Annotated in this window: 17 protein-coding genes; 10 read left to right on the top strand and 7 right to left on the bottom strand. The window is 69.2% G+C overall.

Going from position 1 to position 20,309, the window contains the following annotated elements:
- The first annotated feature begins 22 nt into the window (after positions 1 to 22).
- From FL311_RS20595 to FL311_RS20585, 3 genes are all read left to right on the top strand, one after another.
- Positions 23 to 607, top strand: coding sequence for an MOSC domain-containing protein (locus FL311_RS20595; RefSeq protein WP_141327349.1), 585 nt, complete (start codon positions 23 to 25; stop codon positions 605 to 607).
- Between the two features lie 91 nt (positions 608 to 698).
- Positions 699 to 2,360: a hypothetical protein gene (locus FL311_RS20590; protein ID WP_141327347.1), complete on the top strand. Its 1,662-nt coding sequence runs from the start codon at positions 699 to 701 to the stop codon at positions 2,358 to 2,360.
- Between the two features lie 14 nt (positions 2,361 to 2,374).
- The gene (locus tag FL311_RS20585) at positions 2,375 to 3,037 is read left to right on the top strand and encodes a hypothetical protein (RefSeq protein ID WP_141327345.1); all 663 of its coding nucleotides are present in this window, start codon (positions 2,375 to 2,377) and stop codon (positions 3,035 to 3,037) included.
- A gap of 18 nt (positions 3,038 to 3,055) precedes the next feature.
- Here the strand turns inward: FL311_RS20585 and FL311_RS20580 are convergent, their stop codons facing one another.
- The 3 genes from FL311_RS20580 to FL311_RS20570 form a co-directional block, all read right to left on the bottom strand.
- Complete coding sequence (locus tag FL311_RS20580) at positions 3,056 to 3,955, bottom strand: alpha/beta fold hydrolase (protein WP_141327343.1); 900 nt, start codon at positions 3,953 to 3,955, stop codon at positions 3,056 to 3,058.
- A gap of 120 nt (positions 3,956 to 4,075) precedes the next feature.
- Complete coding sequence (locus FL311_RS20575; protein WP_141327341.1) at positions 4,076 to 4,711, bottom strand: hypothetical protein; 636 nt, start codon at positions 4,709 to 4,711, stop codon at positions 4,076 to 4,078.
- A gap of 120 nt (positions 4,712 to 4,831) precedes the next feature.
- Positions 4,832 to 6,298, bottom strand: coding sequence for a pentapeptide repeat-containing protein (locus FL311_RS20570; RefSeq protein ID WP_194869286.1), 1,467 nt, complete (start codon positions 6,296 to 6,298; stop codon positions 4,832 to 4,834).
- Positions 6,299 to 6,342: 44 nt separating this feature from the next.
- Between FL311_RS20570 and FL311_RS20565 the strand changes: the two genes are divergently transcribed.
- Positions 6,343 to 7,299, top strand: a complete 957-nt coding sequence (locus FL311_RS20565; RefSeq protein ID WP_074950880.1) for an RluA family pseudouridine synthase — start codon at positions 6,343 to 6,345, stop codon at positions 7,297 to 7,299.
- Positions 7,300 to 7,332: 33 nt separating this feature from the next.
- Positions 7,333 to 9,903, top strand: a complete 2,571-nt coding sequence (locus FL311_RS20560) for a penicillin-binding protein 1A (protein WP_141327337.1) — start codon at positions 7,333 to 7,335, stop codon at positions 9,901 to 9,903.
- Between the two features lie 72 nt (positions 9,904 to 9,975).
- Here the strand turns inward: FL311_RS20560 and pyrF are convergent, their stop codons facing one another.
- Both pyrF and FL311_RS20550 read right to left on the bottom strand, forming a co-directional pair.
- Entirely contained in the window at positions 9,976 to 10,836 is an 861-nt protein-coding gene (gene pyrF / locus FL311_RS20555; protein WP_141327335.1) for an orotidine-5'-phosphate decarboxylase, read from the bottom strand.
- A gap of 6 nt (positions 10,837 to 10,842) precedes the next feature.
- Positions 10,843 to 11,604 carry an SDR family NAD(P)-dependent oxidoreductase gene (locus FL311_RS20550; protein ID WP_141327333.1) on the bottom strand — a complete coding sequence of 254 codons (762 nt, stop codon included), beginning with the start codon at positions 11,602 to 11,604 and terminating at the stop codon, positions 10,843 to 10,845.
- 255 nt (positions 11,605 to 11,859) lie between these two features.
- Here FL311_RS20550 and FL311_RS20545 point away from each other — a divergent pair, with 255 nt between their 5' ends.
- Positions 11,860 to 12,249, top strand: coding sequence for a response regulator (locus FL311_RS20545; RefSeq protein WP_141327331.1), 390 nt, complete (start codon positions 11,860 to 11,862; stop codon positions 12,247 to 12,249).
- Positions 12,250 to 12,299: 50 nt separating this feature from the next.
- Here FL311_RS20545 and FL311_RS20540 read toward each other — a convergent pair whose 3' ends face one another.
- On the bottom strand, positions 12,300 to 13,796 hold the full coding sequence (locus FL311_RS20540; protein ID WP_141327329.1) for an arylsulfatase: 1,497 nt from the start codon (positions 13,794 to 13,796) through the stop codon (positions 12,300 to 12,302).
- Between the two features lie 291 nt (positions 13,797 to 14,087).
- Between FL311_RS20540 and FL311_RS20535 the strand changes: the two genes are divergently transcribed.
- Entirely contained in the window at positions 14,088 to 15,425 is a 1,338-nt protein-coding gene (locus tag FL311_RS20535) for a threonine/serine exporter ThrE family protein (RefSeq protein WP_141327327.1), read from the top strand.
- Here FL311_RS20535 and FL311_RS20530 read toward each other — a convergent pair.
- Positions 15,422 to 16,450, bottom strand: a complete 1,029-nt coding sequence (locus FL311_RS20530) for a histone deacetylase (RefSeq protein WP_141327325.1) — start codon at positions 16,448 to 16,450, stop codon at positions 15,422 to 15,424. The two genes, FL311_RS20535 and FL311_RS20530, sit on opposite strands and share 4 nt — an antisense overlap.
- Positions 16,451 to 16,572: 122 nt before the next feature.
- Here FL311_RS20530 and FL311_RS20525 point away from each other — a divergent pair, with 122 nt between their 5' ends.
- The 3 genes from FL311_RS20525 to tatB form a co-directional block, all read left to right on the top strand.
- Positions 16,573 to 18,627, top strand: coding sequence for a HAMP domain-containing methyl-accepting chemotaxis protein (locus FL311_RS20525; protein WP_141327323.1), 2,055 nt, complete (start codon positions 16,573 to 16,575; stop codon positions 18,625 to 18,627).
- A gap of 40 nt (positions 18,628 to 18,667) precedes the next feature.
- Positions 18,668 to 19,951 carry an MFS transporter gene (locus FL311_RS20520; RefSeq protein WP_141327322.1) on the top strand — a complete coding sequence of 428 codons (1,284 nt, stop codon included), beginning with the start codon at positions 18,668 to 18,670 and terminating at the stop codon, positions 19,949 to 19,951.
- Positions 19,952 to 20,083: 132 nt separating this feature from the next.
- Positions 20,084 to 20,309: Sec-independent protein translocase protein TatB (gene tatB, locus FL311_RS20515; protein WP_141327320.1), on the top strand; the 226-nt coding region annotated here is incomplete at its 3' end.

Here is a 20,309-nt window from a genome sequence, read left to right as displayed (position 1 = left end):
GGGAGCGGAGTAGAAGAGGGGCATGCCTCCGTCTCCGCAGCTCTTCGGCCGCGCGGTCCGAGTCCTGGTGTGCACCGAGCAGAAGACCTTCGTCACGCGCGAGCTGGCGGAGGTGCGCGTGACGTTCGAGGGCATCGACGGGGACAGGCACGCGGGGCACACGCGCCCGGCGGACGTGCGCACGCCCTGGTATCCGAAGGGGACGCCCATCCGGAACACGCGGCAGCTGTCGCTGGTGTCGGCGGAGGAGCTGGCGGTGGTGGCCCAGACGCTCGGCATCCCCAAGGTCCTGGCGTCGTGGCTGGGAGCGAACCTGGAACTGGTGGGCATCCCCCGGCTGACGTTCCTGCCACCGGGCTCGCGCATCTTCTTCCCCGAGGACGCGGTGCTGGCGGTGGAAGGGGAGAACGAGCCCTGCATCGGGCCGGGCAAGGTGATTGGCGAGCACCATCCAGACAAGGAGAAGCTCGCGAGCCGCTTCGTGAAGGCCGCGTGGGAGAAGCGGGGGCTCGTGGCCTGGGTGGACCGGCCCGGCGTCATCCGCGCGGGAGATGAAGTCCGCGTGATGCTGCCGAAGCCGGTGACGTACGTGTTGCCCGAGCGATAAGCGCTACGAACGCGCTCTGGTTCTTGTCGTATCGCCCGGAGTGGAGTTCGGGCGTGATGCGATGCGGTGCCCGTCATTTCATGGAGAGGAAATGCTCGATTCGCCGCGACGCGGGGTGGCAGTCGTTCGGGTAGGCGGCATGTGGCTGCTGCTCGCCATCGCTCTTTCGGTAGCGGGTTGTGCGACGACCTCCGCGGGTTCTGGCGGAGGTGTCTGGCTGGGACGTGGCGCCCTCTCGCCAGAGGACGAGACCGCGATGCGGCGGGCCTCCGAGGCAGAGGTCTCTCGGGTTGTCGAACAGGTGGGAGCGGCTGTCGCCGACATCGGCTCGGTAGGGGCCCATCTGACGCTGACGTTCTGGTTGGAGCGAGGTGCCCTGACCTGGACGAGTTATGAGTCGCGCGAGCGAACCGGGCTCCGCGGACGTCCGGTTTCCTTGGCGGACACGAAAGCTGCGCTGAGAGACGTGCTTGCTGGCTACGGCATGGAGCGCACGGGGCAGGTGGTGTTGTCGCTGCATCGGGACGAGGCCGAGTGGCGGGTGGACTATGCGTTCCATCGACACGCGGAGCGACCGCCCGAGGCCAGGACGCTCCCAGTGCATTGGGGAGACGATGCTGAACGCGATGCTGTTCCAGAGGAACTGGCGCGCCTTCTGGCCGGGGTGGGGGCTCCCCGGAGTGGTGAGGCCTGGCTGGAGGCTGACGCGGCGCTAGAAGACGGTCGCCTGGCGCAGTGGGAGTTGCACCGCTTCCAGGTGACTCGGAGTGGAGCAGGCAGTTCCTCAGGGGTGCCGCCTCGGCTTGCTCATGAAGTGGGGCGGCTGGCTCGAGCGTTTCAGGAGGGCCTGGGGGAGCGCACCGTCCGGTTTGGAATCCGGTTGGCGCAAGGGGACGGCGGAGGGTGGGTGGAGTCCGCGCGAGTTGTCGATTTCACGCCGCCGCAGGGACTCGAGCCAGAGGTCGCGGCCGAATACCGTGCGATGCACGAAGACATCTTGCGACGGTGGCGCGAAGGCGTCTCGGATGGTTTCACCTGGTTGGCGCAGCGGGGCGTGCAGGAACTGGCGCTCTGGTACGTGGGCGCCATCGCCATCAAGGGAGCTGGCATCCTCGCCGTGCGTGGCGGTGGTGTCGTTCGCAAGGCGCTCCAGCAAGGCAAAGAGGCTGCGAGCGGCTGGCTGCGGACGATGTTGTCCCGTGTTCCCCAGAGCGAGGGCCGTGCTTTCGAGCGATTGTGGGCGAAGGTCCAACTCGAAGGGGAGCGGGCTCTCACCACGAGCGAACGCAGTGAGTTGCGCGCGCTCATGGCCCGCATCGAGAAGCTGGCGTCTACGCCGCTCGACCTGGGCGAGAAGCACGGACTGCGAAAGGCCGCGCGAGCCGCCTACAAGAAGGTCCACCCCGACCTGGCCGCCACCATGGATGCGTTCCCCGAGCGCTACCCGGTCCATCATCGGCGCCCCCTGGAATACGCACATTTGTTCCCTGCCGAGGACATCAATGCATCGAGTCGGCTCGCCGTGGTCCAGGACTTCATTCACGAGCGGGTCAGTCGACTCTGGACGAAGTTTCGGACAGCGCATCGCACCGCGACGCGTGACGAGGTCGAAGCGGCGACGAGGGTCATCGACTCGCATTTCGAGTCCTGGTACCACCGTGTCGATGTCCCCCGAGGAGAGCAGGTCTTCATCGAACGGGCGGAGCAGGCGGCGCTCGAAGCGTTGAGGGCTCGCTTCCCGATGGTGAACTGAGTGGGAGCTGGACGATGACGCAGCCCGCACTGCCTGGATTCGACCGGTTGCTCGCCGTGTGCAGACAGGCATCGCTCGAGATGCTGCTGACGCCTCCCGCCCGGCATCCACTCCGGGAGGGACACCGTGTCGCCGGACATGTCCTGGACCCGCTGCTGGCGGCCTTCTATGCGCGGTCTGGCAGCGCGAGGTTCGCGGAGGACGTCTATCTCCTCCGCGTCAACGAGGAGGAGAACCAGCTCGAGGAAAAGAACCAGTGGTGGCGCGAGAGTTGGCAGGAGCGACTGGGTTTGTCGGTCTGCGTCTTCGGTGGTGAAGCCTCCCTGGCGTACTACTTCGCTACGGTTCCTGGTCTCGCGGACGCGCGGGGATGCCAGCCTGTCGTCGAGGTGAGTACCTACGAGCTCGATGGGCCGGCCGTCATGCCGCTCGCCTCGACAGTGGACCGCTTCTTCGACCTGTATGCGCGCTATCTGGAAGCGCTCGTCTCACACGAGGACTACGCGGAGCGTGGTTATGCGGCGCTCGGGTTTCCCTGGCAAGTTCCGCACCTGGTTGCACGCGATGAGCACCTCGTTCGCCTCATCGAAGAAGGTCGCTTTGATTTCCCGCAGGCAGGTCACGAAGCTCGTGCCTGGGCGCTCCGGGTCATCGAGGCCCATCGACTCATCATGTGAGGGTGGAGCCGCTGCTGCTCAGGTGACCCAGGTCGTGCTCGCCGCGTGGGACAGATGTACGCGCTGGAGGAAGCGCCGCATGTGGAAGGCGATGTCGTTCAGGTGCGTCTCCAGCGCCCAGTGTCCCGCGTCGAGCATGTGCAGCTCCGCGTCCGGCACGTCGCGCAGGTACGCGCGCCCAGCGCCCTCGGGCATGTAGCCGTCGTGGGGCCCCCATAGAACCAGCGTGGGCGGACGGTGCTCACGCAGGTACGCCTGATAGCGCGGCATCCACGCGAGCGTCGTACGTTGGTCCTCCAGCAGGTGGACCAGGTTCATGCGCCGGTCGAAGCGCTGCACCAGCGCCCAGTGGAGCGTCCACAGGTCCGGGCTGATGCGGTCGACGAGATGCTCGGGAATCTCGCCGATGAACTCGTCCTTGAAGCCCTCCTCGCTCACCGCGGCCACCAGCTTCCTGCGGCCCTCCGGTGTGGGGTTCGCCCACTGCTCCTTCAGCATCCGGTACTTGGGGCCGAACTGGTCCTCGTAGATGTCGCCGTTCTGGATGATGAGCGCGGCGACACGCTCCGGTGCATGCAGCGCGAGGCGGAAGCCGAACTGTGAGCCGTAGTCATGCAGGTACAGCGCGTAGCGCGTGAGCCCCAGTGTCTCCACGAAGCGCTCGAGGAAGCGCGCGTATCCATCGAACGTGTAGCTGAACCGGCGGGGTGACGGCGTCGCGCTGTAGCCGAAGCCTGGTGCATCCGGCGCAATCAATCGCCACGAGTCCGAGAGCGCGGGCAGCAGGTTTCGGAACTGGAAGGACGAGCACGGATAGCCATGGGGCAGCAGCACCACGGGCGCGTCCTCGGGCCCTGCCTCACGGTAGAAAATCTCGAGGCCATCCACGTCCACCGTCTTGTGCTGGACCGCCGGCATGCTGGCTCCTCCCCCGGATGTCGCGGACAAGCTGGGCATCACTCAGCCCTCTCGTGAGCACCTTGTGGAGAGCATCCGCCTGGTCGCCTGGGGACCCTGCGGACTGGCGTGGGAGGCTGCTCAGTCCAAGATCCAGTCGATGAATCGCGGGGTGCTGAAGAACGCGAACACCGTCGTGGCGAGGCACAGCGCCGTGCCCAGGATGAGCGCGCGAGAGATTCGATGGCGCTCCTGGAAGAGGCGATAGCCGATGCGAGGCACCGCGACCAGCGCGATGGGATAGAGCATCAGCGCTTCGCAGCCGGGGACATACCCGACCGAGCCGTACGGATGCATCAGCCCGGCGGGGTCGAAGTCCCAGGTGCGCGCCTCACCCATGTAGGCGCGATAGATGCCCAGCGCGTAATACGGGAAGTTCCTCAACCCGATGACGCAGATGCACAGCAGCAGGCTCACTTGAAACAACGCGAGCCCGAGGTGCATGTGTCTCCTCTTCCATGCGAGGAGCGCGAAGGGCATCGAGAAGAGTGGAACCCAGGACCCAATCGCGATGAGCCACCATCGCACGGGGAACATCGGGTCCTCCCTGTGCGGAGCGTTGTAGGGACCGTCGACGTAGATGCGCTCGAAGGGCACCATCGACATCGCGTAGGGCACGGCTGCGAACAGGACGACGGCGAGCAGCAACTGCGCCATCAGTCCCCACCTGGACCATCCATCCAGCGGCACCGCCGACACCCGAGCGTCGTCGACCATCCCCCGAGCGTGCGCGAGCCACGCGCGCACCGTCAACCGCGCCCCCAAACACCGCGGGGCCGCCAGGTCCCGAAGAGGGAACCCCAGCGGCCCCGAGGGCTCACACCGTGCAACGCGCCGTCACTCCTCCGGCGACTGGACGATGAGCTTCTCCTTGCCACACACGTCACAGCGCAGGTGGATGAACAGGTCCCCGTCGCTCTCCTCGGGCACCTCGCCCTCGGGCACGCCGAGCTCCGCCTTCGCCAGCGCCGCCACCTTGGTCGGGATGTCCTCCGCCCTCAGCGACTGCACGTACGTCATCTCCCGGTTGTCGCACTCGCGCGTCTCCGGGCCGTTCAGCCACGACGGCTCCATCCCCTCCGGCAGCCGGCTCACCAGCTCCAGGTTGGTCACCGACTCGGCCAGGTACGCCAGCCGGCGCAGCCGCGCCTCCTCGGGCAGCGCCGAGAAGACCTGGAAGCCCTCGAACAGCGCGTCACGGTCCTCGCCCGTCGCCTCACGCGCCAGCTGCATCGAGAACTCGCTCGACTCCAGCGCCTCGTCCCAGTTGTTCTCCGGGTTGAAGCCCGCCTCCAACAGCGCCGTGTACAGCTGCGTCGCCGCCAGCCGCTGCCGCGCCACCGGCAGGTGCTCCACCACCTCGTGCGTCAGCCGCAGCTCCAGGAGCGCGCCCGTCGTCCGCGGGTCGATGGAGCCCGTCAGGTCATCCACCTCCACCTCCTCGCGCAGCGCCTTCTTCAGCACCTGCGCCGCGGAGAAGCGGAACAGCGGCACCACGCCCACCTCGCGCAGGTACATGGCGCCCACCGCCGCGTCCTTCGCGCCCAGGTGCAGCGCCTTCTGCGCCTTCTCCACCACCGAGCTGTCCGCCAGCGGCTTCTTGTTCTCCAGCCGCGTCTTCACCGCCTCGCGGTAGAGCGTCTCCAGCGAGCTGCCCGGCGGCATCCGCTGCGGCACCAGCGGCCTCAAGCCCGGCACGTCCAACACCCACAACGGCGGCATCGCCAGGCGCTTCAGGCCCCGGAAGAACAACGAGCCGGGCGGGTCCTGCGGCTTGAACGGAGGCAGCTCCTCCTGCGTGGGCTCACCCTGTAGCAGCGCCGAGGCCTGCACCCCGAGCGCCTTCTCCCGCTGTTCGCGGGTGAACGCCGTGATTCCCTGGGCCGGCGGAGGCGGCGGAGGCGGGGCCTCCTCTCCGTCCAGACCGACGACGCGGTCCATGTCCACGTCGTCCATCTCCAGGTCATCCAGACCCTTGGCGCCCGTGAAGTCACAGCGCAAGAGCTTCAGCTTCTCGAAGGTCGCGCCCTCGAGGTTCGCACCCCGGAAGTCACAGTCCTGCAGCCGTCCGCCGTGGAAATAGGCGTTCGACAGGTCCGAGTCCCGGAAGTTGATTTTGGACAGATCGCACCGCTCCCACTCGGAGCCCACGAGCCCGAGGCCCGACAGGTCCGCGTTCGCGGAGAAAAGTTGCGTGAAGGTGGCGCCAGTGTGCTCGGTCGGGACCTGACCGCCCTTGCGCAGTCGGTTCCACTCGGCCGACCCGTTCTGGAGGAGCTTCTCGATACTGGGGGCTTTCGGCATGGACCGGGGATTATTCGTATGGTCTGGTCCGCGCGCCAGCACAAATGATCGAGTACCGAATCGAGACCGACACCGCCGGGATGCGCCTGGACAAGCACCTGCGCAAGCGCCTTCCCACCGTCCCCGTCAGCCACCTGTTCAAGATGATTCGCACCAAGAAGGTGCGGGTGAACGGGAAGCGCGCCCAGCCCGAGCAGTTGCTCGCCGAAGGAGACGTGCTCACCATCCGGGGCGACGAGCAGACGCTCAAGGGGGAGGACCGTCCGAAAGTGGACCGTCCACCCCCGCCGGTGGACCCCAGCCGGCTGGTGATTCTCAGAGAGGACGATTGGCTGATGGCGGTGGACAAGCCCAGCGGGATGGCCGTCCATACCGGCTCCGGAATCACGGGGGGCACGCTGGTGGACTACGTGCGCGCCTACCTGGGCCCCAAGGCCGTCCGCAACGACTTCACCGCGTCCCCCGCCCACCGGCTGGACCGGGAGACCTCCGGCGTCATCCTGGTCGCCAAGCGGCGCCCGGCGATGGTGCACTTCACGGAGGTCTTCACCCACGGGCTCTCCAAGAAGCGCTACCTCACCCTGGTGAAGGGGAAGATGCCCAAGGAGTCCGGCGTCATCGACCTGCCCCTGTCGGAGCACCAGCAGACGGCCGAGTCCAAGGCCCGCCGCGGGGTGAACATGCAGGAGGCCCTCACCCGGTGGAAGGTCGTCAAGCAGTCTGGCGAGGTGGCGCTCCTGTCCTGCGCCATCGAGACCGGGCGCACCCATCAGATAAGAAGGCACCTGGCGGCCATCGGGCACCCGGTGGTCGGCGACAAGAAGTACGGCGACTTCGCCTTCAACCGCGACGTGCAGGCGCGCTGGGGGCTCAAGCGGTTGTTCCTGCATGCCGAGCGCATCGAATTTCCCCACCCGGAGGGCGGTGGCAAGGTGGCCGTGGAGGCCCCCCTCCCACCCGAGCTCCGAGACGTGCTCAAGCGGGCCGCGTTGCTGCCCTGAGGCATTGGAAGCCCGCGAGGTTTCGAAACACGTATGTCCGACTCCAAGACGACTGACCGCAGCCGCTCGAAGCTGGTGCTGAAGGGGGTCCCCCCGGGCCGCTGGTGGAAGGTGCTGCTGAAGCTGGGTGGGTGGCTGGCGCTGACGGGCGCGACGGCGGGCGCGGTGGGCCTGGTCGCCATCTACTACGTGTACGCGGACGGGCTGCCCGCCATCCCCAAGGTGGACGAGTACTGGCCGCCCATCGTCACGGAGGTCTACACCGACGACGCGGTGCTGGCCGGCGAGTTCTACAACGAGCGGCGCAAGGTGGTGCCCTACGAGCGCATCCCGAAGCGCCTGGTCCAGGCCTTCATCGCCAGCGAGGACTCCAGCTTCTTCGACCACTTCGGCGTGGACGTGCTGGGCACCTCGCGCGCGGCGTTCAAGACCATCGGCTCCAAGCTGGGTCTGCGCTCCGGCGGCATCCAGGGTGGCTCCACCCTGACGCAGCAGACGGCGAAGGCGGTGCTCATCTCCGCCGAGGGCTACAAGTCCGCCACGGCCAAGACGCTCACCCGCAAGATTCGCGAGGCCATCCTCGCGCTGCGGCTGGAGCAGGCGCTGACCAAGGAGGAGATCCTCTACCTCTACCTGAACAACGTCTTCCTCGGGCACCACAGCTACGGCGTGCAGAGCGCGGCGGAGAACTACTACCGCAAGGACGTGCGGGATTTGACGCTCGGGGAGATGACGCTCATCGCGGGCCTGCCCCAGGCGCCCAGCCGCTACTCGCCGTTCCTGCGCCCGGAGGCGGCCAGGAAGCGCCGCGCCTACGTGCTGCGCCGCATGCTGAACGAGGGCATGATTTCGCAGGCCGAGCACGACACGGCCAACGCGGAGGCGGTGAAGGTGTTCCCCGTGGAGGACGTCTTCCACGAGTTCGCCCCGTACTTCGTCGAGCAGGTCCGCAAGGACGTGGTGGACCGCTACGGCAACCCGGTGCTCCTCAAGGAGGGCCTGAAGATCTTCACCACCATGGACAGCGAGCGTCAGCGCGCCGCCCAGGACGCGGTGATGGAGGGGCTCTTGTCCGTCGACAAGCGCCAGGGCTGGCGCGGGCCGGTGAAGCAGCTGACGGCCGAGGAGCTCAAGGTCTTCCTCGACAAGTCGCGCAAGGCCATGGGCCAGGATGAGCTCGTGGAGGGGCGGCTGTACGTGGCGGCCGTCACGAAGATTGATGACGACGGCAAGGGCGCGGACATCCAGGTGGGGCCGCACGCGGCGCGGCTGCCGCTGTTGGGCATGCGCTGGGCGCGCAAGGTGAACCCGGAGGGCTACTACCCGGCGATGATGATTTCGTCGGTGAAGAAGGCCATCGCCGTGGGCGACCTCGTGGTGGTGCGCCACGTGACGAAGAAGGACCTCACCGACGACAAGGAGCAGTGGGACAAGAAGCTGGCCGAGGACATCCCCGCCGAGGGCGTGAAGCTCTTCCGGCTGGAGCAGACGCCCGAGGCCCAGAGCGCGCTCGTGTCCGTGGACCCCCACCGCCAGTACCTCACGGCGATGGTGGGCGGCTACGACTTCGACGACAACGAGTTCAACCGCGCCTTCCAGGCGTGCCGTCAGCCGGGCTCCTCGTTCAAGCCTTTCGTGTACTCGGCGGCGCTCGAGCAGCTCAACTGGACGGAGGCCACTGTCATCGTCGACTCGCCGATTGTCGAGCACGACCCGGACAACAAGGTGTCCTGGAAGCCGGCCAACTACAGCGAGGAGTTCGTGGGGGACGTGCTGTTGCGCACGGCGCTGGTGAACTCGATGAACATCCCCGCGGTGAAGACCTTCGGCGCGGTGGGCGTGAAGAACATGGCGGCGTGGAGCACGAAGCTGGGCATCACCACGCCCATGAACATGGACTTCTCCGCGGCGCTCGGCTCCTCGTGCGTGTACCCGGTGGACCTGGCCAACGCCTACGCGACGTTCAACCGCTACGGCCGCAAGAAGCCCACGTACTTCGTGCGCAAGGTGGAGGACCGCTGGGGCCGCACGCTGGAGGACCACACCGCGTTCGACGACGCGTGGGCGCCCCTGCAGGACCGCGTGGCCGCCGGCTACGCGCGCCTGTTCGAGCCCGGTGAGCAGGTGATGAGCCCGGAGGTGGGCTTCATCCTCACGCACCTGCTGCGCGGCGTGGTGCTCCAGGGCACCGGTGGCCCGGCGACGCGGCTGGGCAAGCCCGCGGCCGGCAAGACGGGCACGACGAACGACTCGTTCGATGCGTGGTTCGCGGCGTACACCCGCGACCTGGTGACGGTGGCGTGGGTGGGCTACGACCTGAACCCGCATCCGCTCGGCCGCTACGAGACGGGTGGCCGCGCGGCGCTGCCCATCTGGCTCAACTACATGAAGCGCGCGCTGGAGGGCCGGCCGCAGTCGGAGTTCTACCCGTGGCAGTCCATGGACCTGGTCCGGCTGCACATCGACAAGAAGACGGGGAAGATTGCCCCCGCCGGCTCGAAGAACTCCGAGCTGATGTTCTTCAAGAAGGGCACCGAGCCAAAGGACGCCGTGCCCGACAAGAACACCGTCGACGTGGACCAGTTCATGATGGGCGCGCAGTAGCGCCCGTCACGGCCGCTTCGAGCCTCCGGGCCCCGTGCGCCTCCTCCGGGAGGACGCGGGGCCCGAGTCGTATCAGGCGCCCCGGCGGAAGCGGCGAGCGGGCTCCACGTGGCGGAGAATCGCGGCGCGCAGCGCACCGACCTCCGGCCCTGCCTCGAGCACCGAGCGCGTGGCGGTGGGGATGACCTGCGCCTCGCGACCGGCGAACAGCCGCTTCAAGTCGTCGAAGCCCGCGCCCTGCGCGCCGATGCCCGGCGTCAGCAGGAGCGCGCCGCCCAGCCGCTCGATGACGCCCCGGTCCGTGTCGGGCAGGGTGGCGCCCATCACCGCGCCCGCGGGCAGCACGCCCGGGCCGGCCTTCTCGTTGAGCTCGCGCAGGCCGTCCGCCAGCGCCTCGGCCACCGTGCGCCCATCCGCGCCCTTCGACGTCTGGAGCGAGGCGCCCTCCGGGTTCGACGAGCGCACGACGAGGAACGCGCAGGCACCGGACGCGCGCGCCCGCTCAATCGTCTTCACTAGCGCGCCCAGCCCCAGGTACGCGGTGAACGTCGCCGCGTCCGCCTGGTAGGCGCTGTCCGGGCCGAACACCGACTCGGCATACGCGTCCATGGTGGAGCCGATGTCGCCGCGCTTCACGTCCAGCAGCGCGAGCGAGCCCGCGGCCTGGAAGCGCTTCATCAGCTTCTGGAGCACCTGGAGGCCCGCGGGGCCGTGGCGCTCGAAGAAGGCGCTCTGCGGCTTCACCACCGCCACGCTGTCACCGGCGGCCTCCGCGATGCGCTCGCAGAAGTCGGACAGCCCCTGCGCGGTGTCGGGCAGTCCCCAGCGGGTGAGCAGGTCCCGCGACGGGTCGACCCCGAGGCAGAACGGCGAGCGCTCGTCGGCGAGCCGGGCGAAGCGCTGGGCGAAGGACGGAGGAGTCGTCGAGGACATGGGACCTCAGCGCAGCCGGCGGGCGGCCGCGTCGAAGAGGGGGTTGGGCAGCACCTTCGCCAGCCTGGACGGGATGGCGAGCTGCCAGGGGAAGGAGAGCTCCGTGTCGCCGCGCAGGATGGCCGAGCCCATCAGCTCCACGGCCGCGTCCGTCTCCATCAGGAAGGGCATGGGGAAGTGGTTGGCGGCGGTCATCTCGCTCTTCACGAAGCCGGGGAAGATGCAGGTGACGCACACGCCGGTGCCCGCCAGGTCCACGCGCAGGCTCTCCATGAACGTGGCGAGGAACGCCTTCGACGCCGAGTAAGCCGCGTGTCCCGCCAGCCCCCGGTGCGCCGCGAGGCTGGAGATGCCCACCACGTGACCGCGCCGGCGCTCCACCATGCTCGGCAACACCGCCGTCAGCGTGGCGACCGCACCCGTGACGTTGGTGTCGATGATGGAGCGGACCTTGTCCCACTCCAGCCGCTTGCCGTGCGTGACGCCGCCGACGCCCGCGTTGGCGATGACCAGGTCCAGCCCGCCGCACTCCGAGTCGAGCTCGCGCAGCTTCTCCATGAGCGGCTCCGCGCGCGAGACGTCCAGCTCCACGGGCTCCACGGTGGCGCCCGCGGCCTGGGCCTCGGCGGACAGGGCCTGCAGCTGGGGGACGCGCCGGCCCGCCGCGAAGACGCGCAGGCCCCGCCGGGCCAGCCAGAGCGCCAGTCCGCGTCCCAATCCGCTCGAGGCGCCCGTCACCAGCGCCGTCCGGTAGCTCATCTCCGCCATGGTGTCTCCTCGTGAGGTGGCCGCGAGGGTGCTTCTCGCATGGTTGAAGAGGAAGGGGGGACACAAATCCAAGTCGCCCGGTGGAACCGCCAGAAGTCCACGGACCGCTGGAGCGCCGCCTCGCCCGGCTGGTGGGAATGTCCGATGCGCGGTGTCCGCGCGCTGACGCGCGACGGCCTCCGGGGGAGGCCCGGGCGTGGGGGTGATGACGTGTGCGCCGAGCGTCCTCACCTTGAATCGGAGGAGGGCTCGACCATGCTCAACTGCGTGCTGGCGGTCGACGACGACCCGGACATCCTGATGGCCTTCAAGGACGTGCTCGAGCTGGAGGGGCACCGCGTGCTCCTGGCCCGAGGAGGCCGGGAGGCGCTGGAGCTGCTCGGCCAGGGCGAGCGACCGGACGTGATTCTGCTGGACCTGATGATGCCGGACGGCAACGGCTGGGAGTTCAGGGATCGGCAGCTCGCCGACGCCTCGCTCGCCTCCATCCCCGTGGTGGTCATCTCCGGCCAGGGCGTGAGCGCGCGCGAGGTGATTGCGCTCGGCGTGGACGACTACCTGCGCAAGCCCGTGGACGTGGAGCGCCTGCTCGGGGCCGTGTCCCGCTTCGCGTCCTGCAGCGAAGGGGACGCGTCGCACGCCTGAGGAACGGGCCCGCGCCAGGTCGAGCGCGCGGGCCCTCCCTCGTGATGTCCTCAGTGCAGGCCGGACGGGGCCTGCTCCAGCTTCTCCATCACCTGGTCCACGGAGAAGCTCGACGGGCGCTGGCGCGGAGGGAACTCGCGGAACGTCGAGAGGAAGCGGGCCACGGCCTGCTGCGCGGGCACGAAGTAGAACGCGTGGTCGATGAGCCAGGCCTGGTAGCCGACGGCGTCCTGGGAGCGCTCCAGCGGGTCGGCGCGCAGGTCGAACGCGAGCGGCGCCCGACGCACGGTGAAGGGCTCACCCCAGGCCTCGATGCCCTTGGCGTTCTGCTCGGCGAACACGAGCTTCATGCGGCCGTGGCGGACGGCGACCAGCTCACCGTCGTCGCCGAAGTAGAAGAACTCCACGCGCTCCGACGGGCCCTTGCCGGACAACAGCCGCGTCTGGTCATACCCGTCCAGGTGGACCTTGAAGGTCCGCCCGTTGGCCTCGTGGCCCCGCTTGAGCTTCTCGACGATGTCGCCCTCGCCCGCGGCCGCGAGGAAGGTGGGCAGCCAGTCCTCGGAGGAGAACAGCTCGTTGATCTGCGTGCCGGGCTGGATGACGCCGGGCCAGCGCACCACGCAGGGCGCGCGGAAGGCGCCCTCCCAGTTGGTGTCCTTCTCGCCGCGGAAGGGTGTCATGCCGCCGTCCGGCCACATGCACGTCATCGCCCCGTTGTCCGTGGTGTAGATGACGAGCGTGTTCTCGGTCAGGCCCAGCGAGTCGAGCTTGTCGAGCAACTGCCCCACCATCGCGTCGTGCTCGACCATGCCGTCCGGGTAGAGCCCCAGCCCCGTCTTGCCCGCGGAGTCCGGCTTCAGGTGCGTGTGGATGTGCATGCGCGTGGTGTTGAACCACATGAAGAACGGCTGCGTGGACTGCTTCGCGTCCTCCAGGAAGTCGATGGCGGCGGCGAGGAACTCCTCGTCCACCGTCTCCATCCGCTTCTTGGTCAGCGGGCCGGTGTCCTCGATGCTTTGGCCGCCCTTGCCGTCCGACTTGCAGCGCAGCACGCCGCGCGGCCCGAAGCGCTTCTTGAAGGCCGGGTCCTTGGGATAGTCCACGTTCTCCGACTCCTCCTCCGCGTTGAGGTGGTAGAGGTTGCCGAAGAACTCGTCGAAGCCGTGCACGGTGGGCAGGTACTCGTCGCGGTCTCCCAGGTGGTTCTTGCCGAACTGGACGGTGCGGTAGCCGCGCTCCTTGAGCAGGTCCGCGATGGTGGGGTCCTCGGCCTGGAGGCCCACCTTCGCGCCCGGCATGCCGACCTTGGTGAGGCCGGTGCGGAAGGGACACTGGCCGGTGATGAAGGCCGCTCGCCCCGCGGTACAGCTCTGCTGCGCGTAGTAGTCGGTGAGCAGCGCGCCTTCCTTCGCGAGCCGGTCGATGTTGGGCGTGCGGTAGCCCATGACGCCCAGGTTGTAACAGCTCGCGTTCCAGTAGCCGATGTCGTCACCGAAGATGACGAGGATGTTGGGTTGCTTCGCCGCTGCCTTCTGGGTCGCCATCAATGTCCTCCAGGCGTGAATGTGAAATAGGGGTGGGCTCGGGCGCGCGCGGGGGCAAGAAGAGGCGGGCGGCGAAGCGGGCCCGCGGTGCCTTCGCCGTGCATGCGCGCACGCCCGTCGGCAGTCCTCCGCCTGCCCTCGGGCATCGCGGCGGGCGAGCCGTCGAATCACCCTGGAGGGCGGGGTGTGTGTCCAGCGCGAGGGTGCTCACCTCGAGTGTCGGGTGTCAGGCTCCTCGCGAGCGAGCGCGCTCCGCGACGACGGCTCGATGCCAGGGGAGGCCGTGCCCGCATGACTGACGCTCGAACCGACGACATGCCCTCGGGCGAGGACGCCACGGTGGCCGTGCTCCTGGACCTCGCGCGGGCGCTGCACCTGTCGTACGTGCCGGCCTTCGGCGTGGAGCAGCGCGTGCGGCGCGCGGCGAGGGCGTGGGGCCTGGAGGTGGAGGTCTTCACGCTGCAGACGCTCGCGGTGACGGAGGTGCGCTCCGGCGCGGCCCGCCGGGTGGACATCCAGCGGCTGCCCTTCAACCCCCACTGGAACCTGCGCCGGGCCGCCGGGCTGCTGCTGCTGTCGGAGTCGATTGCCCGCGGGCGGCTCGACGTGCCGGGCGCGCGCGCCGAGCTGGACCGCATCATGACGCCGCATCCCGCCCACCCCGAGTGGCTCGTGCTGCTCGCCTATGGCGCGTACGGCGGCGCCGTGGCCGTGCGCGTCGGGGGCGGTGTCTGGGAGCTGGTGGCGGGGCTCGTCGTGGGCGTGCTCGCGGGGGCCATCCACTTCGGCACGCTGCGCTCCATGCGCGTGGACCTGCAGAAGAGCTTCCTCGGCGCGTTCCTCGGCACGCTGCTCGCGTTCGGGCTGACGTTCGTCCTGCCGACGTTCGACGCGGCGCGGGCGCTCTTCGGGGGAATCACGCTGCTGGTGCCCGCGATGGTGGTGACGCTGGGCTCGGCGGAGCTGGTGGGCGAGTCCGTGGAGGCGGGCCTGTCGCGGCTCACCTATGGCCTGCTGCGCTTCCTGATGCTGGCGGTGGGAATCATGGCCGCGGCCACGCTGTGGCGCTTCTTCGGGCCGCTGCCACTCCAGCTCCGCGCGCAGCCACTGCCACACACGGCGGTGCTGCCCATCATCGCGGTGGGCGGCCTGGCCCTCACGGTGTGCATGTCCGCGCGCCGTCGCGACACGCCGTGGATTGTGGGCGCGGTGCTGCTCGCGTGGGGCATCCAGGAGCTCACCAAGGGCGTGCTGGGGGACCGGGGCAGCCCGCTCGTCTCCGCGTTCATCCTGGGCGTCGCGGGCCAGCTCTACGGGCGCATGCCCGAGCGGCTCGCGTCCACGCTCATCATGCCCGGCCTGCTCCAACTGGCGCCCGGGTTCATCGGGACACGGGCCATCCTCGCGCTGCTCGGCGTTCCGGGGCAGGGGGACGACGCGCGCGTGTTCGACATCCTCCTGGTCGCGCTGCAGCTGGTGCTGGGCCTGATGTTCGCCTTCATGCTCGGCCTGTCCCACGACGCCCGCGCGTCGGCCGAGGAGCGCGGTGAGCGCCCGGCGCGGACGAAGCCGCCGGAGCCCTCGGGGCCGCGAGGCGGAGGACTCCGGAGACCCGCCGAGGCGAACTAGGACAGCGCGCTCCAGTACGGCTTGAGCGCCTGTCGGCTCTCGCGCAGCGCCTCCCGCGCGTCGGTGTGCGTGTCGCCGGTGGGGAAGCTGTCGGAGCGGCCCGCGAGCACCTCGACGCAGGCGTGCACGGACTGCGAGAGGCCCTCCAGCGAGTAGCCACCCTCGAGCAGCAGCACGAGCCTGCCGTCGCAGACCTGCTCGGCGAGCGAGCGCAGCGAGGAGCACATGGCCGCGAAGCCGCGCTCGGTGACGTCCATGCCGCCAATCGGGTCGTGCTGATGCGGGTCGAACCCCGCGGACACCACCACCAGCTGGGGACGGAAGGCCTCGGCCACGGGGAGCAGCAGCTCCTCGAAGAGCATCCCGTAGTCCGCGTCCGAGTTGCCGCCCGGCAGGCCCACGTTGACGGTGTAGCCCTCGCCCGCGCCCTGGCCCACCTCGGGCGAGGCGCCGGTGCCCGGGTAGTAGGGGAACTGGTGCACCGACTGGTACATCACGTCACGCCGGCCCCAGAACGCCGCCTGCGTGCCGTTGCCGTGGTGCACGTCCCAGTCGAGCACCAGCACCCGCTCGGCGCCCAGCCGTCGCCCGGCCTCCGCGGCGATGGCCGCGTTGTTGAAGAAGCAGAAGCCCATGGCGCGGTCCGGCTCCGCGTGGTGTCCGGGCGGACGCACCAGCGCGAAGGCGTTGCGCGCCTGTCCCGCCATCACCGCCTCCACGGACTGCACCGCCGCGCCCGCCGCCAGCCTCGCCGCGTCCACGCTGTCCGGGGACACGACGGTGTCGGCGTCGATGCGCGCCGTGTGGCCGTTGAGCTTTCGCAGGCGCTCGAGCAGGGCGGGGGTGTGCACCGCCAAGAGCTCCTCGTCCGTCGCCGAGCGGGGCGAGCCCATCACCGTGCCCCGCACGGGGGTGCTCGCGAGCACCCCGAGGATGCGCTGGAGGCGCGCGGGGGACTCGGGGTGGCCCTCTCCCGGGTCGTGCTTGAGGAAGAGGGGGTCGGTCATGAGCAGGGTGGGCTTCATCAGGGTAGGACCTTACGCATCCAGGCGCGGGGATGTCAGGCTCCCGCCGGGCGGAGGGGCGGCCGAGGGGCCTGGCCCCGGTTCTTGCCCTGCCGGTATTTCCATTCCTACAGTGGCCCGCCTTGGCTCCGCGCTTCAAGAAACCCGGCCTGCGCAGCATCCTGCTCGGCTCCTTCGCCGTGGTGCTCGCCCTCATCCTCGGGACGCTCTACTTCGTCGTCCCGTCCCGGGTGGAGGACTTCCTGGAGACGCGCCTGACGAAGCACGGCGACGACAAGGCGCTCCAGGCGTCGCGTGACCTGGCCAACCTCTCCCTCACCATCCTGCCGCCCCTCCTGGAGACGCTCCACGGCGGCGACGACGACTTCGCGCTCATCGCCCTCATCACCCCGGATGGCCGCGTGCAGGCCGTGCATCCCCCCAGCGCGGAGGGGTGGCTGCTCAACAACCTGCGCGAGCAGCCGTCCAAGGACCCCGCCACGCTGGACGGCGCCGTCTTCGAGAACGGCAACAAGGCCAGCGTCCGTCCGGTGTCCCTGCACGAGGGGCCGGCCCATGTGCTGGTGGCGGTGAACTTCAGCTCGCTGGAGGAGGTCGTCACCTCGCTGCGGCACGTGGTGCTGCTGGCGTTCGGCATCGGCCTGGCGCTCTTCCTCGTGGTGGCCTTCTTCATCTCGCGCGCCTTCATCCTGGTGCCGCTGGACGCGATGATGACCATGGCGCGAAGGCTCGCGGAGGCGGACCTCACGGGCCGCGTGGACGTGGGCTCGCGCGACGAGCTGGGCCTGCTCGCCGAGGCGCTCAACCGCATCGCCCAGAGCTGGCGCGACACGCTGGGCCGGGTGCGCGGCGTGTCGGATGTGGTGGCGGGCGTCATCGAGCAGATCCACCGCACCGGCACCACCGTGTCCTCCGGCGCCAGCACCGTCCAGGCCCGCGTGGAGGAGACCTCCTCCTCCATGGTGGAGATGATGGCGTCCTTGCGCGGCATCGCGGAGAACGTGGAGGTCCTCTACCAGAGCGCCGAGGAGAGCAGCTCCTCCATCATGGAGATGGCCGCCACCAACGACGAGGTGGCGGAGAACGTCACCGCCATGGCCGCCAGCGTCGAGGAGACCACCAGCGCGATTGAGGAGATGACCTTCTCCATCAAGGAGGTCGCCAAGAACATCCAGGAGCTGTCCGCCTCCACGGAGGAGACGTCCTCGGCCATCAGCCAGATGGACGCGGCCATCGGCCAGGTGGAGGCCAACGCCAAGGAGACCGCGCGCCTGTCCGAGCAGGTCTTCGACGACGCGCAGACGGGCGTGGAGGCGCTGCGCAAGACGCTCACCGGCATCGACCGCATCAAGGGCTCCAGCCGCGCCGCCGCGGACGTCATCGACAGCCTGGGTCGGCGCATCTCCGAGATTGGCAACATCCTCAACGTCATCGACGACGTGGCCGAGCAGACCAACCTGCTCGCCCTCAACGCGGCCATCATCGCCGCGCAGGCCGGCGACCACGGCAAGGGCTTCGCGGTGGTGGCGGAGGAGATCAAGGACCTGGCCGAGCGCACCGGCGCGTCCACCAAGGAGATCGCCGAGCTCATCCGCAGCATCCAGGAGGAGAGCCGCAACGCCGTGGTGGTGATGAACCAGGGCGCGCGCAACGTGGAGGAGGGCGTGCAGCTGGGCCGCGAGGCGGAAGGGGCGCTGCGCAAAATCAACGACAGCACCCAGAAGTCCACGCAGATGGTGAAGGCCATCGCCCGCGCCACGGTGGAGCAGGCCCGCGGCAGCAAGCAGGTTACGGCCTCCATCCACCGCATCAGCGAGACGGTGCAGCAGATTTCGAAGGCCTCCAACGAGCAGGCCAAGGGCGGCGAGCAGATCATGAAGAGCGCGGAGAAGATGAAGGCGCTCACCGCCCACGTGCAGCGCAGCAGCCAGGAGCAGGCGCACGGCAGCAAGCAGATCACCCGCTCCATCGAGAGCATCAACGAGATGGTGACCCACCTGAACCGCGCCCAGAAGGAGCAGACCAAGGGCAGCGAGCAGGTGCTCAAGGCGGTGGAGACCATCAAGGGCGTCTCCGAGCACCAGACACGCTCCGTCAAGCAGCTGGAGGAGGCCATCGACAACCTCCAGCGGCAGGCCGAAATCCTCCGGGGCGAGGTGCGCCGTTTCCGTGTCTAGCCGTGCGCGCGGCCCGCGAATGGCTTAAGGACAGGAGGACATGCCGACAGAGCGACAGGTGTCCGAGCGCTGGGTGGTCTTCCTGATTGGCGCGGTCCAGTTCGTCAACATCCTGGACTTCGTGATGGTGATGCCGCTGGGGCCCGACTTCGCCAAGGGCCTGGGCATCGCCTCGTCGCACATCGGCACCATTGGCGGCGCGTACACGGCGGCGGCCAGCGTCGCGGGGCTGTTGGGCGGCTACTTCCTGGACCGGTACGACCGGCGCCGGGCGCTGGCGGTGTCCATGCTGGGGCTGGTGGTGGCCACGGCGGCGGGAGGGCTGGCCACGGGGCTGTCCACGCTGATGCTCGCCCGGGTGGCCGCGGGCATCTTCGGCGGGCCCGCCACGTCGCTGTCCTTGTCCATCATCGCGGACCTGATTCCGGTGGAGCGGCGCGGACGCGCGCTGGGCGCGGTGATGGGCGCGTTCTCCGTGGCCTCCGTCGCGGGCGTGCCCATGGCGCTGAAGCTGGCGGAGCACGGCGGCTGGCGCCTGCCGTTCTTCGTCGTCGCGGCGCTGGGCCTGCTCGTGGTGGTGGGCGCCATCTTCTTCCTGCCGCCCATGCGTGGCCACCTGACGGCCGAGCGCGGGGCGGCGCGCAGCGTGGGTGTGCTGGAGCTGCTCGGCCGCCGCGAGGTGCAGCTGTCCTACGTCATGACGGCGGTGGTGATGATGGCGGGCTTCGTGCTCATCCCCAACATCTCCGCCTACCTCCAGCAGAACCTGGGCTACCCGCGTGACCTGCTCTGGTTCCCGTACTTCGTGGGCGGCATCGTCAGCTTCGTCACGCTGCGGCTGGCGGGGCCGCTGGTGGACCGCTACGGCGCCTTCAGGCTGGGGACGGCGGGCTCGGTGCTGCTGCTGGTGGCGACCTACGTGGGCTTCGTGGACTACCCGCGCTGGCTGCCGATTCCGCTGCTCTTCGTGCTCTTCATGACGGCCATGGGCGTGCGCAACGTGTCCTACAACACGCTGACCTCGCGCGTGCCGGACAACCCGGTGCGCGCGCGCTTCATGTCGCTCCAGTCCGCCATCCAGCACATGGCCTCCGCGGTGGGGGCCTTCCTCAGCGCGCAGCTCCTGACGGACCTGCCGGACGGCACCCTGGGCGGCATGACGCGCGTGGCCTGGGTGTGCATGGGCCTGACGGTGGCGCTGCCGCCGATGTTGTGGGTGGTGGAGCGGCAGGTGCGCTCCCGGGAGCAGGCGCGCGCCCTGGCGGTGCCTGCTTCCCAGGGGCTGGCCGTCCCCCTGTCTCCCCAGGCGCACCCACACCAGTAGTCTCAGGCCCTTGGAAAGGGCCCGGCCGTCCCCCGGCCACGGTGTCGGGCGGACGTCCGGAAGCGTCGAGCGGTTGCGCCAGGGGGCCTGGGGCGCGATAAACCGGGCTGCTTCGGGGAGAGCCGTCAGGACATGTTCAACATCGGCGCAGGCGAAATGGTGCTCATCGCGGTGGCCGCGCTGCTCATCCTCGGGCCGCAGCGGTTGCCCGAGCTGGCGCGTGCCATCGGCAAGTTCATGCGGGAGTTCCGTCGCCAGACGGACGAGGTCCGCAACGTGGTGGAGCGCGAGTTCTACACGATGGACCAGGACCTGAACCGCGAGCCTCCGCCTCCGGTGCGTCCCACCCCCGTCTTCC

The organism is Myxococcus sp. AB025B (genome assembly GCF_006518215.1).
In the GTDB taxonomy this organism is placed as follows: domain Bacteria; phylum Myxococcota; class Myxococcia; order Myxococcales; family Myxococcaceae; genus Myxococcus; species Myxococcus fulvus.
The sequence above is the reverse complement of the archived record's forward strand: the minus strand, read 5'-3'. Positions and strand labels throughout refer to the sequence as shown.